The 14,179-nt window shown below is 58.3% G+C and carries 14 protein-coding genes; 10 read left to right on the forward strand and 4 right to left on the reverse strand.

What is annotated here, in order from left to right:
• Positions 1 to 80 precede the first annotated feature (80 nt).
• The 4 genes from MKZ91_RS20525 to MKZ91_RS20540 all read left to right on the forward strand — a co-directional run bounded on the left by MKZ91_RS20525 (position 81) and on the right by MKZ91_RS20540 (position 2,538).
• Positions 81 to 794: a sigma-70 family RNA polymerase sigma factor gene (locus MKZ91_RS20525; protein WP_336172929.1), complete on the forward strand. Its 714-nt coding sequence runs from the start codon at positions 81 to 83 to the stop codon at positions 792 to 794.
• Positions 791 to 1,462, forward strand: coding sequence for a ChrR family anti-sigma-E factor (locus MKZ91_RS20530; protein WP_060583120.1), 672 nt, complete (start codon positions 791 to 793; stop codon positions 1,460 to 1,462). Before MKZ91_RS20525 ends, MKZ91_RS20530 begins: the two co-directional genes overlap by 4 nt.
• Positions 1,463 to 1,475: 13 nt before the next feature.
• On the forward strand, positions 1,476 to 1,880 hold the full coding sequence (locus MKZ91_RS20535) for a DUF2177 family protein (RefSeq protein ID WP_336172930.1): 405 nt from the start codon (positions 1,476 to 1,478) through the stop codon (positions 1,878 to 1,880).
• Between the two features lie 190 nt (positions 1,881 to 2,070).
• Entirely contained in the window at positions 2,071 to 2,538 is a 468-nt protein-coding gene (locus MKZ91_RS20540) for a GNAT family N-acetyltransferase (protein WP_336172931.1), read from the forward strand.
• Positions 2,539 to 3,154: 616 nt separating this feature from the next.
• On the opposite strand, the gene MKZ91_RS20545 is transcribed toward MKZ91_RS20540, so the two are convergent.
• Positions 3,155 to 3,712, reverse strand: coding sequence for a fasciclin domain-containing protein (locus MKZ91_RS20545; protein WP_112977418.1), 558 nt, complete (start codon positions 3,710 to 3,712; stop codon positions 3,155 to 3,157).
• 358 nt (positions 3,713 to 4,070) lie between these two features.
• Here MKZ91_RS20545 and MKZ91_RS20550 point away from each other — a divergent pair, with 358 nt between their 5' ends.
• From MKZ91_RS20550 to MKZ91_RS20560, 3 genes are read left to right on the forward strand one after another with little or no spacing between them, the layout of a single operon-like run.
• Complete coding sequence (locus tag MKZ91_RS20550; protein ID WP_113554566.1) at positions 4,071 to 4,568, forward strand: TspO/MBR family protein; 498 nt, start codon at positions 4,071 to 4,073, stop codon at positions 4,566 to 4,568.
• A gap of 27 nt (positions 4,569 to 4,595) precedes the next feature.
• Positions 4,596 to 6,047, forward strand: coding sequence for a cryptochrome/photolyase family protein (locus MKZ91_RS20555; RefSeq protein WP_113554565.1), 1,452 nt, complete (start codon positions 4,596 to 4,598; stop codon positions 6,045 to 6,047).
• 56 nt (positions 6,048 to 6,103) lie between these two features.
• On the forward strand, positions 6,104 to 6,364 hold the full coding sequence (locus MKZ91_RS20560) for a hypothetical protein (protein WP_112977414.1): 261 nt from the start codon (positions 6,104 to 6,106) through the stop codon (positions 6,362 to 6,364).
• Between the two features lie 193 nt (positions 6,365 to 6,557).
• Here MKZ91_RS20560 and MKZ91_RS20565 read toward each other — a convergent pair whose 3' ends face one another.
• Both MKZ91_RS20565 and MKZ91_RS20570 read right to left on the reverse strand, forming a co-directional pair.
• The gene (locus MKZ91_RS20565) at positions 6,558 to 8,969 is read right to left on the reverse strand and encodes a YbcC family protein (protein WP_336172932.1); all 2,412 of its coding nucleotides are present in this window, start codon (positions 8,967 to 8,969) and stop codon (positions 6,558 to 6,560) included.
• 4 nt (positions 8,970 to 8,973) lie between these two features.
• Complete coding sequence (locus tag MKZ91_RS20570) at positions 8,974 to 10,524, reverse strand: proton-conducting transporter transmembrane domain-containing protein (RefSeq protein ID WP_336172990.1); 1,551 nt, start codon at positions 10,522 to 10,524, stop codon at positions 8,974 to 8,976.
• A gap of 156 nt (positions 10,525 to 10,680) precedes the next feature.
• On the opposite strand from MKZ91_RS20570, the gene MKZ91_RS20575 reads away from it, so the two are divergent.
• Positions 10,681 to 11,562, forward strand: a complete 882-nt coding sequence (locus tag MKZ91_RS20575; RefSeq protein WP_112977419.1) for a LysR family transcriptional regulator — start codon at positions 10,681 to 10,683, stop codon at positions 11,560 to 11,562.
• A 562-nt stretch (positions 11,563 to 12,124) separates the two neighbouring features.
• On the opposite strand, the gene hemH is transcribed toward MKZ91_RS20575, so the two are convergent.
• Complete coding sequence (gene hemH, locus MKZ91_RS20580) at positions 12,125 to 13,198, reverse strand: ferrochelatase (RefSeq protein WP_255381555.1); 1,074 nt, start codon at positions 13,196 to 13,198, stop codon at positions 12,125 to 12,127.
• Between hemH and MKZ91_RS20585 the strand changes: the two genes are divergently transcribed.
• Together MKZ91_RS20585 and MKZ91_RS20590 are read left to right on the forward strand one after the other, a co-directional pair.
• Positions 13,188 to 13,406 carry a hypothetical protein gene (locus tag MKZ91_RS20585; protein ID WP_336172933.1) on the forward strand — a complete coding sequence of 73 codons (219 nt, stop codon included), beginning with the start codon at positions 13,188 to 13,190 and terminating at the stop codon, positions 13,404 to 13,406. The genes hemH and MKZ91_RS20585 overlap by 11 nt on opposite strands.
• Positions 13,407 to 13,463: 57 nt before the next feature.
• Positions 13,464 to 14,036: a response regulator transcription factor gene (locus tag MKZ91_RS20590; RefSeq protein WP_162770801.1), complete on the forward strand. Its 573-nt coding sequence runs from the start codon at positions 13,464 to 13,466 to the stop codon at positions 14,034 to 14,036.
• Positions 14,037 to 14,179 lie beyond the last annotated feature (143 nt).

Raw genomic sequence — 14,179 nt, forward strand, 5'->3', positions numbered from 1 at the left:
TCAATCTGACGAACAATTACGAACGCACTACGAAAAAATCTCCCGATCGGATTGATCACCTTGCAAAATTTTGGACAACAATGATCCAAGAAGCCGAAGGCACCGTAACTGGTGCCATGGAGACAATTCTTGCGATTTCCGCTACCGCTGTTCCAGATATCCCATTTGTTCGATCTGGGCATGAGCCGCTGGTCGACCTTGGGAGGCATAAGAAGCGTGGACGCATGGTAGAGCCGGCCGGGGAACTGACTAAAGATGAAGCCTGCTCACTGCTCGAGGCAGTCGGTCGCAAGCGAGATATCGAATCTTTCGAGGCGCTGTTCCGCTACTACGCTCCGCGCGTAAAGGCCTATATGGCGCGCCTTACGCGTGATCCAAACATCGCCGAGGAATTGATGCAGGAAGTGATGATCACCGTTTGGAACAAGGCGGGCCAGTTCGAAGCGACACGCGGTAACGCAGGTACGTGGATCTTCACGATTGCCCGCAACCTTCGTATTGACGCCTACCGCAAGAACCGGAGGCCGGATTTCGACGTCAATGACCCCGCATTTGTGGCAGACGATGCAAAAAGCGCGGAGAACGAGCTGGCGGAACGCCAGGATGCGACCCGGTTGAAGGACGCCATGAAGGACTTGCCTCAGGAACAGATCCAATTGCTGAAGCTGTCGTTCTTCGACGATTGTTCTCACAGTGCGATTGCCACCAAGCTGAACCTGCCGCTCGGAACGGTGAAGTCGAGAATCCGACTTGCCTTTGCGAGGCTTCGGACTGCGCTGGAGGACGGAAAATGAATATCCGTCATCATGTGAGCGACGAATTGCTGGTGGGATATGCATCCGGCACGCTTGAAGAGGGTTGGCGGCTTGCTGTTGCTACGCATCTTGCGTTGTGCCCGAACTGCCGGACAAGACTGACTTTGATGGAGAATACGGCCGGAGAGCTGCTCGAGAGCATGGAGCCAGTGCCAATAGAAGTCTCGTCCTTCGATCGGTTGAAAGAGCGCCTACGAACCGCGGAATCTCCCCCAAGCGCCTCGCCGAAGCAACCCGCGAGAGTAGTGAAAGCCGTTTCGCCGCCAACCATCCCGGAACCGTTGCGATCCTATCTTGGAGGAGATCTGGCGGAGCTGAAATGGAAGTCTCTGGGACGTGGCGCCTATCATATTCCGATAAAGCTCGCCGATCGTTCGACAACGGCGCGTCTGCTTCGCATACCGGCCGGAAAACCCGTGCCGGAACACAGCCATGGAGGGCGCGAATTGACGCTCGTGCTCAGCGGAAGCTTCAATGACGGAGAACTCTTGTTCGCCCGCGGAGATATAGAGGAGGCAGACACGAGCGTTGAACATCAGCCCCTGGCAACGCCTGAGCAAGATTGTATCTGTCTGGCGGTAACCGACGCGCCGCTCAGGTTCCGGAGCTGGTTTATGCGTTTGCTTCAACCTGTCCTTCGGATCTGATCGGAGGCGACGGATGACCTACGCGATATCCTACGTGGCGACAGCGATCGTCTTTCTCGGCTTGGACTTTTTGTGGCTGACTGGGTCGTCGAAATTCTATCGCAGCCGAATTGGAGAGCTTCTGCTCGACCAGCCAAATCTCATTGCCGCAGCTGCATTTTACGTCATTTATGTAACCGGTGTTTCATATTTTGCCGTCATACCTGCGCTCAGCTCCGGACGTTGGACGACAGCACTGGTATCGGGAGCTCTGCTCGGCCTTGTCGCTTTCGGCACCTACGACATGACAAATCTGGCAACGATCAAGGGGTGGTCGTTGCAGGTAAGCTTGGTGGACATGGTATGGGGTGTCTTCATCACCACGGCGTCCGCTCTCGCCGGATATGTTGCTGTTGTGTCGCTTCAGAAGTTTACTTAACCCTCGAACTTGCGTGAGCCACGACGTATATGGGGCCACCAGAGCGGCGAAGAATGGTTATCCGATGTGCGGCTTGGAACAGTGAGGCGGTGCTACGCTCTGGCAGGCGTCAGCATCTGTCACTGCCGCTCCGGCAGAAACCTGCAATGCCGGACGCAGAAGTTCGCAACTAACCTGAGCGCGACCTTGGATGACCACCATGAAAATAGGATCAACGAAGTCCGAAGACATTCCAGCCCTTAAAATGATAGTGGAGAAAACCGAGCTTTTCCCAAGCGAAATGCTTCCCGACATGTTGAGCAGCTTCCTTTCAGCAGAAGAAAGCAAGGATATTTGGCTTACTTGCGAAGATGACAGAACGGCTATCGGCTTTTGCTACGCTGCGCCCGAGCCGCTTGCAGAAGGAACATGGAATATGCTGGCCATCGCTGTTTCGCCGCCGAAACAGGGTGCGGGGGTCGGGGCTGCTATCGTCGAAAAGTTGGAATCTGTTCTTCGTGAGCGCGGCCATCGAGTCTTGATTGCCGACACCTCTGGAACGGATCCATTCCGTCAGACGCGAGAATTCTATCGCAAGAACGGCTATACCGAGGAAGCTCGTATTCGGGACTTCTGGGGTGAAGGCGACGATAAAGTCATTTTCTGGAAGCGGCTCTGAAGTCAGAAAGTGGCGCGCTGTCCTGATCGCGCCATTTCGCTTTGTCCGAGACTTGTCGTCCCGCATTCTCAATTCTCTCGAAACCAGCCCGCTGACCACGGAACATCATTTACATAGGGATATTTTACGTGCGCCCTCTAACGCGAAAGAGCTCGCCAGAGCGGTTCGCAGGCAACTTGGGATAATGTGAGCTGGCGCCGGACAGCGTCGAAGGCCGCGCTCAACCAGATTGTCCGCACAGCCGCTGCCGAAGTGAACAGCACCCATCCTCGCGCAGTGGTCGTCGCACTACACCCAGGAACCGTCGCGACAAACATGACGGCCGACTATGCTACCCATCACCGCCGAATGGATCCGAGCGAGAGCGCATGTGCAATGCTCCAGGTGATTGATCAGTTGACCCCGGAAAAAACCGGAGGGTTCTTCGCCTTTGACGGGATGCCCGTTGAGTGGTGAGAGTTGTTACGCGGCGTCGAACTTAGATCTTGAATGCACGGCGAAAACGTCGGGTTTGACTTCAAGCGTCGTTGTAATGCTGAACGTCGCAGGGAGCAATCTAACCGGTTTGCCGCCGACATGGTCGGCGGCAAAGGCGCGGAGTGACGCGGCAGTTTTGTCACGCTTTCGGAAGCAGGACCTTGTCGATCACGTGAATGACACCGTTCGATTGCTTGACGTCGGCGATCGTCACGGTGGCCGTGCCACCTGTTTCATCGGTGAGGGTGATCTTATCGCCATCCATCTTTGCCGAGAGCGTACAACCGCCGACGGTCTTGACCGGATGGTTCCCTCCGTCGTCGGCAATCATCTTGCCGACCGCATCGGAAAGCGCATTGGCGGCAACCACATGACACGTCAGGACTTTGGCCAGCTTTTCTTTGTTTTCCGGTTTCAGCAGAGTGTCGACAGTGCCGGCAGGCAAGGCTTCGAAGGCTGCGTTCGTCGGCGCAAACACCGTGAACGGACCATCACCTGAAAGCGTTTCCACCAGACCTGCGGCCTTTACTGCTGCAACGAGTGTCGTGTGGTCCTTTGAGTTCGCGGCGTTTTCGACGATGTTCTTGCTTTCGGACATGGCCGCGCCACCGACCATAGGATTGTCGGCATTCGCGGTGAAGGCAACGAGAGCGAAAATCGATGCAATCGCGGCGGTACGTTTGAGGGACCGTTTCATTTCGTTCATTCCTCCTTGCAGGCCCGCACCATGCGGGCGTTCCCAGCCGGATGTTGTCCAGCACAATCGTTACGGCATCCTGGCCGAATTGGATCACCGCTGCGCCCAACGTGATTTTGACCGCCGTCGCGGCAAGCCACTCAAGAACGGCTGCCCTCAGTGAACGAGCGCGAACGGGATTGGCGATTGCCGCCCCGCCCAAGGTATCAATCTTCAACTTGCTGATCCAATGACCACGCTCGTTCGTATAGGGAGAAATGCAGCGTAGCCACGCACGGTAAAACTCTCGCGGCCCCGGGTGTCAGAACTCCAAAATGACGATGTTTTGTCAGCGGTGGACGGAATTGAGGATACAGGGATGCTACAGAGAACTGCGAACCAAAACCGTAGATGGTTCCAGGCACTTCTGCTTACGATTTTGCCCGTTGTCGCGACATCCATTCTCGGGCAAATGGCGACCTACCCGAACATCGAAAGTTGGTATGCGACGCTGGAGAAGCCGAGTTTCAATCCTCCAAACTGGGTGTTTGCGCCGGTCTGGACGACGCTTTACATCCTCATGGCTTACGCTGCCTGGCGGGTGATAAGACTGCCTATCAGGACACCCGGCAGGTTGGCGACACTGACCCTATTTTATGTTCAACTCGCTCTCAATGCGTTGTGGTCATGGATGTTTTTCGCCATGCAAAGTCCGGTCGCCGGCCTGGTGAACATCATCGTGCAAATCGGGTTTATCCTCGCAACGATCGCGCAGGCTTGGAACGTCGACAAGACAGCTGCGCTTTGCCTCGTGCCGCTGGCGGCGTGGGTCTCCTTTGCGGCCGCACTGAATTTTGCAATCTGGTTCCTCAATTGACCGCCTTTCAAGGAGGCGAAAACGTTCATGACTGAAGAACAACAGCCAATCATTGTCTGGTTCCGCGACGATCTGCGGATCTGCGATAACGAGGCGCTCTGGGAAGCGGCCAGCAGCGAAAGGCCGGTTGTGTGCGTTTACGTGCATGATCACGAAAGCCCTGGTATCCGCCCGCTCGGCGGAGCCGCGCTCTGGTGGCTTCATGGCGCGTTGAGGGAGTTGGATGAGAAACTTCTCGGTCTCGGAAATGGCTTGGCGATCTTTTGCGGTAAGGCAAGCGAGCTTATACCGCGCATCGCCCAAGAATGCGGGGCATCGGCCGTATTTTGGAACCGTCGATATGGAGCTGCTGAGCGCCGTATTGACGCGGAAATTAAGGCCACACTGCGTGGCCAAGGGAAAACCGCGAAGAGCTTCAGCGGAAATCTAGTGAACGAGCCCTGGACCCTTCAAACGACCGACGGCGGCCCGTTTCGCGTTTTCTCCGCCTACTGGCGCGCCGTCCAGACAATAGGTACACCGCCTCGCCCGCTGCCGCCGCCGCGCAGGCTGGGGCCGCATCGTGGGTTCAGAGGATTAGCGGTCGGGCGTGTTGAGCTTGACGAACTTGGACTAGAGGTTTCCCAGCCGGATTGGGCTTCCGGCCTGAGACAAAGGTGGTCACGGGGGGAGACCGGCGCGCAGGCCACGCTGGAGCGTTTCCTCGAGTGTGGCTTCGACACATATGCCACGGAGCGTGATCGGCCTGATCGTTCGGTGACCTCGCAGTTGTCTCCTTATCTGCGGTTCGGAAATATTTCGGTCAGGGTGGTGTGGCATGCGGCGCTCATGTCTTCCGTTTCAGGAGTGGAGCGAAGCCTGGAAAAATTTCTGTCGGAGCTTGGTTGGCGCGAGTTTTCCTACCACCTACTCTATCATTTTCCGGACTTGGCCTATCGGAGTTATAGGCCGGCGTTCGAGGAGATGCCGTGGCGGTATGACGTTGCTGATCTAAACGCGTGGCGTAAAGGCCGCACCGGTTATCCGCTGGTCGACGCGGGCATGCGAGAGCTGTGGCACACGGGTTGGATCCACAATCGCGTGCGCATGGTTGTCGCGTCCTTCCTGACGAAGCATCTCCTTATAGACTGGAGAAAAGGCGAGGAATGGTTTTGGGATACCCTCGTGGACGCGGATCCAGCCAGCAACAGCGCGAGCTGGCAGTGGGTGGCGGGTAGCGGTGCAGATGCGGCGCCGTATTTTAGGATTTTCAACCCGATGTTGCAGGGTGAAAAATTTGACCCTGACGGCACTTACGTAAAGCGCTGGTTGCCCGAGTTGGCGGGTCTCCCGGCGAGCCTTATCAATAAGCCCTGGGAAGCCTCGACTTCACAAATGGCAGCCGCCGGTGTGGTGCTCGGTCAGACGTATCCACGGCCAATCGTCGACCATGGGTATGGCAGAGCGCGAGCGCTCGAGGCCGTGAAAAAACTTGCGTAGCGAACAAAGCATCTACAACTCACAGATGAAGGCCTGTTCTGCACGGTGAAAATCCGATGAAAACCTCTTTGGCAAAGATCGGTCGAGCACGCGTCGCGCTTGCCTTGCCGCGTCATCGCGAAAAGTTACACGGGTTGGAAGGGGAAGATTTCGACATTCTTTTCGAAACCTACGCGCTCGCGGCGGCGAGAGTTGAAGAATTGTTGAAGACTCATTCCCCTCACCATGACCTTGTGAGCGGCTATCGCGAAATATGCCTCGACATCCAGGAAGACATCGCGTTGATACTCTACCGGTTGAACCGACAATCGCACTGATCTGTAAGATATAATCCGCTAGCTTTCAGCACGCCTAACATTCGGAACCGAGAAATTGGGCTGACCACGCTCATTCTCCAGGATCGCTCCAAATCTTGGCCCAACCACCACTACTAACTCGTGAGTACCGCATATGGGTTACCAGTCTCATCTCGAGCGAAATTTTGTAGGCGCATCAGTCTCGATGTCCCGCTCATACTGCGATTTTAGTTGGCTCGACTAAATCAAGGCCTTTCTGCGGCCTCCAGCGCAACCCGTTTTCATATCGCCAAGCTATCTGCCCATGATCGTTGATCGCAAACAAGGTCAACCATTCATTGTCGAAGAGTGCACGAATTTGTGCATGCCGCCGCAGAATGTCGATGATCGCCTCCTGAGGAGCCTCTACAGCCACAGTGAGCCGGAGCGGCTCGTGCATGAAATCGACTCCGTCGTGCACCGATTGCCAAGGAAGACCAGCGCGCATGTTTCCGCCATTGCCCTCCACAACGCCGATGCCTCCGACAACATTGTGCAACAGCTTGTTGCCGGCGCCGAAGAGCGAAGGCGCGACCGATGAGGCGAAATACTGCAGACTGATCCAGCTCGCGACGACGACGGGGGCGGTCAGGATGAGCTCAAGGACCCTGAAACCCTCATCCTTGCGCCAGACATAGTCGTGCAGGAAGGCCTGGCCTTCTAGTGACCTGCCGGCAGTTCGTGCGCGCGGCGCAGCGATAAAGGCGCGGCACCCCGCCAGCCCGAGCTCGGGCCGGACTTCCGCCCAATCCCGGCTGCGCTCGATGACACTGCCTGCCGCAGCCCGCGGCAGGCGCCGCGCCCGCTCCGCTCGCGCCAGGCTGCCGGCCTGGGCGAGCCAATGCCGAATGCGGTTGATGTTGTCAGGCGCAATGTCATTTTCTAGGTCGCCTTCGAACAGTGTCACCACATCGGTCGTTGTGTCATGCAGGCCACCGAGGAAGACAGTATCGGCCGGGATCTTGATCTCGTTGGCTACAAGCTTCTCCCGCACGCCGCGGTCGTTCAGCAGGTCAGCCAGCAGGCGCGCGTTGACGTCGCCCGCGTACCCCCCACATGCGCCGCAGTGAAGCGCGCTGGCATAGGGATTGTTGACCACATTGGCGCCATGGCCGGAGATCAGCACGAAGCGGCCGAAACCTTCGGTCAGCGACATCGCCTTCAGCACCGTCTCGGCAAGTACGGCCCGTGCGTCGAGATCAAGACTGGGGTCAAAGCGTGGCTTGGCCGCGTCCGGCCCTTTCCCCGTCCCAAAACCGAGACCATCGCGCAGGAGCTTGCCGGCATAAACAGGGCCCATGGCCTCGACAAAGGCGAAGGAGGAGACGGCTGCCAGCTTGAAGCGGCCCCAGGCGCGAACGGCGCGCGCCCTGAACCGCGCCTGCTGGTCGGCAGCCGCGTCGTGATCCACAGCACTGCAGCTGAAGACGGACGGCTTCAACAGGACCGGGAGACGATGCTCGGCAACGTCTGAGGCGAAGCCCTTATGGCTGGCACCGAGACCGAAGAAGCCCGCAAAGCCGACCGTCCGAACGCCCGGATCGACGCTTTCGAGCGACCGGCGGAAGACTTCCGAGCGCACGTCGATGCAGAAGGCTGCCTGCAGGAAAGGCCGCAACTCGGCAACCTTGATCGCCGAGGGCGCAGCAAGGGTGGCAGCAAGCTTCCGCTGCGACGCACGCTCGGCGGCGACCTGCAGCAAGCCGTCGATGACAGTGTCGAAGTGCGGGCTGATCGGTTCGACATGGGCCCGTCGCACCTGCTGCCATTCGCTTTCGATTGCCGCCTTGTGCTGTTCATAGAGCGCTTCTTCGAAGACAAGTCGGATCGCCAGTAGTTCGAGCGCCGTCGTATCCGTCCGGCCCTCGATCTCCGCCTTGAACTGGATGTGGCGGGCGTACTGCGCCCAGCCGCCGACGCTCAGCAAGAGCTGGTGGAAATAGGTGCCGGGCTCGGCGCCGAGGCCAAGCGAGAGGGCGGCCTGCTCGATGGCCGCATGCGGGTTCTCCGGCGTGTCGTCGACATGGATGCTGAAGCCCTTCAGCCCGAAGATTTCCGGCGTGAGATCGTGAGTCGCAAAGGCGCGCCAGGCGGCGTAGAGCCCGTTGCGGCGGGAAGCTGCCCACAGGGCCTGGCCCTGATCGAAGAAACCCGCAGCGAAGGTCCCGATCCGTTCGGACACGAGCCCCGGCCAGTCCGTGCCCGTGCCTCCCGCCGCGAGCTCCGCAACGGTCGGCAGCGCGACAACCGGCTGTGGCTCCTCAGCGACGGCAGTCTTCAGCGCCGGCAGGTCGATACGATTTGAGAGCGCGTTCGACTGGAGTGCGGCCATCAGATCCTCATCCGTGATCTCGCCTGCGGCGATCTTATAGGCATAATGCTTGCGTGGCAGTGCAAGCCTGACGCCGCCGATGCGGGCAAGCCGGGCCGCCGTCTGATCGAGCGTCTCGTTCACCTGATCGAGGAAGGGGTTCACGGCGACGGTCGCTGTTAGCGGCCAAGCCGGCGGGATCGCCCGCACCGCCTTATCTGCCGCCCGCGAGAGCGCTTCGCCATGCAAAATCTCGACTGTTGTCATCTCGGTCATGGGTTCACTCCTTTGCGGAAGCTGGGGGTGCAGAGGCGGTGCGGGGAAGCATCCAGCCACCGAGCAGGCGATCGAAGAGGGCGTTCGCGTACAGGCCGTTGGCGAGGTGGACCCTAAGGCCGGCTGCCGCTGGATGATAAGCCCAGAGCGGGAAGAGCGACTGGGCAACCGCCACCGCGCCGAAGGTAACGACGGCAAGCAGCATAAGCGTCCATTCCAGCGGCCCGGGCAGCGGCGTGATCGGCAGCGTGTCGCGCATCAGCTTGTCCGAAATGCGCTGGAGCGCGAAGTATGCGGCCGCCGCCGAGATCGAATAGAGCGAGGTCCGCCAGGTGAGCGCCCAGGGAGCGGCATCCGCCAGCCCCTGCGCGATAAGATAGGCAACGCCGAAAATCAGGATCGCACCCAGCGCAAGCGCCTGCGGCGGCTTGTCGGCAAGTCCGAAGAGCACTCCAATCACCGCATAGATGGTGAGCGCCAGCAGGAAGGCCTGCCCCACCGCCTTGGCGTTCGGGATCGCAACTGGACCAGGGCGGCTGATGGAGGCAACCGTTTCGACGGCCGAGCCTGAGGCAAGGAAGGCATGCGCCTTGTAGAGCGAGTGGGCAACGATGTGCAGTAAAGCTATCGGGAAGAGTGCCAGGCCACATTGTAGGATCATGAAGCCCATCTGCGCGACAGTCGACCAGGAAAGCGACGTCTTGACTGCTGACTGGGTGAGCATCACAAGACTGCCGAAAAGCGCGGTAAAGCCTCCGACCATGACCAACACCGCGAGTACCACCTGCGCGTGCACCATGACATCGGCAAAGCGAATGAGCAGGAAGCCGCCGGCATTGACGACACCGGCATGTAGGAGTGCCGAAACCGGGGTCGGTGTTTCCATCACCTCCGTCAGCCAACCATGGGTCGGAAACTGTGCCGACTTTAGAAGAGCCGCAATTGCAAAGAGGGCTGCGGCAGCGATCGTCAGCGGCAGCGCTCCGCCCTCACGTGCAGCGGCAAGTATGGTCGCGATGTCGCCGGTTTCAAAGGAGACGGCGATCAGCACCACCGCGCTGATCAGGGCGGCATCACCGGTGCGCGAGACGAGAAACTTCTTGCGCGCTGCCCGCTGCGCTGCGATCCGCTCCGGGTAGAAGAGCAGGAGCCGATGCAAGAGCAGGCTGCTCGCGACCCATCCAACAACGAGCTGCAGCAGCGTGCCGGACTGGACCAGCAGCAGGACGGCGGCCAGCGTCGCCGTCATCCAGCCGATGAACGGCCCTTGCCGCTCTTCTCCGTCGAGGAAGGTGCCGGCGTAACGCAGCACCGCCCATCCGATAAACGAAACCAGGAGCAGCATTACCAGACTGACCATGTCGAGCCGGGCGGCGAGCGCGAAATAGCCGAAACCCAGCGGCGGGCTCGTCCCCGGTCCTTGGAGGGCGAGGCCGATACCAGACACAACAGCAACGACAATCGAGGCGAGAGCCGACAATTCGACGATACGGATAGCACGCCGTGGGCGCAGCCCCGGCGCCCGGAAAGCATAGAACGAGGCACCGGCGAGCATCAGCGGTGCGAGAAGCGGCAAAGCATGGATCACGCAAATTCTCCGGTCAGGGCCACTGCTTGGGGGATGCAGCAACAAACTCACGGACCTGATATCAGCCGCATGAACCTAATAAAAATTCATTGTTTCATTTAATCCGTTCTTTAAAATAGAATGATGACCGATCTCAACTATCATCACCTCCGCTATTTCCGTGCCGTCGCGCACGACGGCAACCTGACGCGCACGGCCGAACGTCTGAACCTGTCGCAATCGGCCCTATCAACGCAGGTCAAGCAATTAGAGCAGCGCCTCGGCCACGCTCTTTTCGAGCGGCGTGGCCGCCAACTCTTTCTCACGGAGGCTGGCCGGATCGCTCTCGACCATGCCGACACCATCTTCTCGACAGGCGAAGAACTGATCGAAACACTCAAAGAAACCGGTAGAACCCGCAGGCCGATACGCGTGGGGGCACTGGCTACTTTGTCGCGCAACTTTCAGATAGAATTCCTGCGGCCACTTCTCGGAAGATCTGATGTCGATCTGATCCTGCGCTCGGGCAGCACGAGCGAACTGCTCGGGGCGCTGCAGTCCCTGAACCTTGACATCGTGCTCCTGAACAAGGCGCCGATGCCAGATGCTGTCACGCCTCTCATAACCCAGCACCTCTATCAGCAGCGGGTAAGCCTCATCGGCAAGCCATCCCATGGCAACAATGGTACAAGGCTTGCGGAGCTCCTCGGCGAGCACCCGGTGATCTTGCCGACACTTGAAAGCGGCGTGCGTTCGCAGTTCGACGCGCTCGTCACCCGGCTCGGTATCACGCCTCAGATCGCGGCGGAGGTCGACGACATGGCAATGTTGAGACTACTCGCTCGGGAAGGTGCAGGTCTTGCGGTCCTGCCGCCAATTGTCGTTAAAGGTGAACTGGCGGCCGGCGGGCTTGTAGAGTTTGACGCGCTGCCTGGCGTCGTGGAGTCATTCTATGCCATCACCGTAAAGCGGCGGTTCCCAAACCCACTCGTTCGTCCCCTACTCGATGCACACAGTATCATCTAAGACGATCCGCCCTTCGCACCGATCGAAACTTCAGAGTTCTCGCAACCTCAAGTTCCAGTGTCGGTCCTCTCCAATATAATGATCCAAGATCTGCAGTGCGCAACGAACTTGTTTCCTGCTGAAGCAATTGGCGGTCCTGACGAAGCCTACATGACTCCAGCATTTGCTTCGACCAGTAAAGTTGCAATTGATACATCCGGGTTTTTGGTCGTAACCTGATGCAACGGAGCTCCGCCACTCGACAGGGTTTGAGGTAAGCTGACGTTCAAGATAAACTTTGCAAGTCCAAAACAGCTCTGGATCAGGCTTCGCGTAGGACGACTTCGGGATTCCGACGAGACACCGTGTTGCTCTTAATGCCGCTACCTTCATGATCTGGGCTTCCACCCGAGCGATCGACAGAGCTCTTCAGCCGCCCTGACCCCGTCTTTCCGGCTTGCAAACGGTCCCTCAAGATAATACGGGTTTCCGCGAAATTCGACAAAAACTGCCTTCTTCACAACGTCGTAGATGATTGTGAGTTCTCGCTCTTCAGTCATTCTCAAAGCCCTCACTTACTTCCTCAATGGGCGATAGCAACCATTTGCCGCATCGTATCTTCCGAGTTTGCTTCGGAGAGCCAGCCGGCAAGCTCCCGGCGCACGACGTGTTCGAGCACGGCCATGCCTTCGGCGCTGTCGTTCAGACAGGGGATGTGGGTGAACTTCTCGCCGCCATTGTGATGGAAGCTTTCGGCCGCCTGCTCGGCGATCTCTTCCAACGTTTCCAGACAGTCGGAGACGAAGCCCGGGTTGAGGACGGCAATGCGCTTGACACCGTCCTGCGCAAGTTTTTCGACCGTCTTGTCGGTATAGGGCTGCAGCCATTCCTCAGGCCCGAAGCGCGACTGGAAGGTGACCTGCAGCTTCTCCTTCGACCAGCCGAGCTTTTCGCGCAAAAGCCGCGCGGTCTTCTGGCACTGGCAGTAGTAGGGATCGCCCTTGTCGAAATAGCTCTTCGGAATGCCGTGGAAGGAGGTCAGAACCACCTCCGGCTCCCAGTCGAGCGTCGCCAGGTGACGCTCGATCGAGGTTGCCAGAGCGTCGATGTAGACGGGATCGTCGTGGTAGGGCGGAACGGTGCGCAGTGCCGGCTGCCAGCGCATCTTCAGAAGCGCCTCGAAGGCCTTGTCATTAACGGTGGCGGTGGTGGCGGCGGCATATTGCGGATAGAGCGGGAAGACGAGAATGCGTTCACAGCCGGCCTTCTGCAGTGCGTCCATGCGCGAGGCGATCGACGGCTGGCCGTAGCGCATGCCCCAGTCGACGATGACGTTAGGGCATTCGTTAAACGTTTCGGCCATCAGGTTCGCCTGATTGCGGGTGTAGGTCCGCAGGTAACTTTCGTTCAATCGCCTGTTCCAAATCATGTCGTAGGCCTTCCCGACTTTGCCCGGGCGGGTGTTGAGCACGATGCCGAACAGGATCGGATACCAGAAGAACCGCGACCATTCGATCACCCGGCGGTCGGTCAGAAACTCCTTCAGGTACCGACGCATCGAGGTGTAGTCGGTGCCATCGGGCGTGCCGAGATTGACGAGGAGAACTCCGATGTTGCCGCGTTTGATGACGGGATGATTGGCAAGTTTGTCCACCATCAACCGCACTCCTTCAATTGAGATTTTTGTTCCAATACGTTTCTCGCGCGGTTTGGATCAGTCCGTGCCGGCCGACAGTCAACAATCGATCTCAACAATCGATCTCGACCGCATTCTGACGGTTCTGAAGCGTCGTGCTGGCGCACAAGCATTGCCTCCCGATCCCGCGAGCTTTGATCTGACCAACTCCAAAGTACGTAGAACCTAAACGCGGTCTATTGACGCCTTTGAGCGGCTGCAACGTACGCGCACGATGGAGAAGGAGATGAACCGAACACCTGATCTGGATTCTACGAACGTGTCGCCCGAGGGAACGCGGTCGTTGCTGACAGCGCTTCTCGTCGACGATGACATCAAGATCGTGCAAAGGCTTTGCAACGAATTTGTTCATCGCGGGCTGTCCGTTGAAATCTGCACGACCGTGGATGACGCAATCATTGCGCTCAGAACCCGCCATTTTGATATTGTCGTTACGGAGCTCCGTATCGGCGAAGGCAGTGGTATCGAAATCGTTTCCTTGGCGCGTGAAATCTCTCCGGCCACAAAATCGCTTGTCCTCACGGGTTATGGTCATATCAATGCAGTTGTGGCCGCGGTGAAACACGGGGCCACCGAAGTTCTGAGCAAGCCGGCCGACGCAGGCGAAATCTTGGAAGTACTTGGGATCAATTCACAGGATGCGGAGGCGAGGATCACGTCAGCCGATTACGTTCGCTGGGAGCATATAACCAGCGTGTATGCCGAAACTGGAAATAATGTTTCTGCGACCGCGCGTCTACTTCGGATGCACAGACGAAGCTTGCAGAGACTGCTGTCTCGCGGACCGCCACAACGATGAACTCACTTACTCCGCCATTCCTGAAATCGATCTGGCTGCTTAATGGACGTCCTGCACGCGCCGGCAATGGCAATTCGTTGCCTTCGGCAATACTCGCGCGACATCCGCCTTGCCAACTTTTGTGTCAATGTGATCGACTACTC

The sequence above is a fragment of the Ensifer sp. MJa1 genome, assembly GCF_037026475.1.
GTDB lineage: Bacteria > Pseudomonadota > Alphaproteobacteria > Rhizobiales > Rhizobiaceae > Ensifer.

Excerpts from the sequence above, each read along its gene's own strand:
- MKZ91_RS20525 (WP_336172929.1), top strand. The coding sequence starts at position 81 with ATGATCCAAGAAGCCGAAGGCACCGTAACTGGTGCCATGGAGACAATT.
- MKZ91_RS20530 (WP_060583120.1), top strand. The coding sequence starts at position 791 with ATGAATATCCGTCATCATGTGAGCGACGAATTGCTGGTGGGATATGCA.
- MKZ91_RS20535 (WP_336172930.1), top strand. The coding sequence starts at position 1,476 with ATGACCTACGCGATATCCTACGTGGCGACAGCGATCGTCTTTCTCGGC.
- MKZ91_RS20540 (WP_336172931.1), top strand. The coding sequence starts at position 2,071 with ATGACCACCATGAAAATAGGATCAACGAAGTCCGAAGACATTCCAGCC.
- MKZ91_RS20545 (WP_112977418.1), bottom strand. The coding sequence starts at position 3,712 with ATGAAACGGTCCCTCAAACGTACCGCCGCGATTGCATCGATTTTCGCT.
- MKZ91_RS20550 (WP_113554566.1), top strand. The coding sequence starts at position 4,071 with ATGCTACAGAGAACTGCGAACCAAAACCGTAGATGGTTCCAGGCACTT.
- MKZ91_RS20555 (WP_113554565.1), top strand. The coding sequence starts at position 4,596 with ATGACTGAAGAACAACAGCCAATCATTGTCTGGTTCCGCGACGATCTG.
- MKZ91_RS20560 (WP_112977414.1), top strand. The coding sequence starts at position 6,104 with ATGAAAACCTCTTTGGCAAAGATCGGTCGAGCACGCGTCGCGCTTGCC.
- MKZ91_RS20565 (WP_336172932.1), bottom strand. The coding sequence starts at position 8,969 with ATGACCGAGATGACAACAGTCGAGATTTTGCATGGCGAAGCGCTCTCG.
- MKZ91_RS20570 (WP_336172990.1), bottom strand. The coding sequence starts at position 10,524 with ATGCTCGCCGGTGCCTCGTTCTATGCTTTCCGGGCGCCGGGGCTGCGC.
- MKZ91_RS20575 (WP_112977419.1), top strand. The coding sequence starts at position 10,681 with ATGACCGATCTCAACTATCATCACCTCCGCTATTTCCGTGCCGTCGCG.
- hemH (WP_255381555.1), bottom strand. The coding sequence starts at position 13,198 with ATGGTGGACAAACTTGCCAATCATCCCGTCATCAAACGCGGCAACATC.
- MKZ91_RS20590 (WP_162770801.1), top strand. The coding sequence starts at position 13,464 with ATGAACCGAACACCTGATCTGGATTCTACGAACGTGTCGCCCGAGGGA.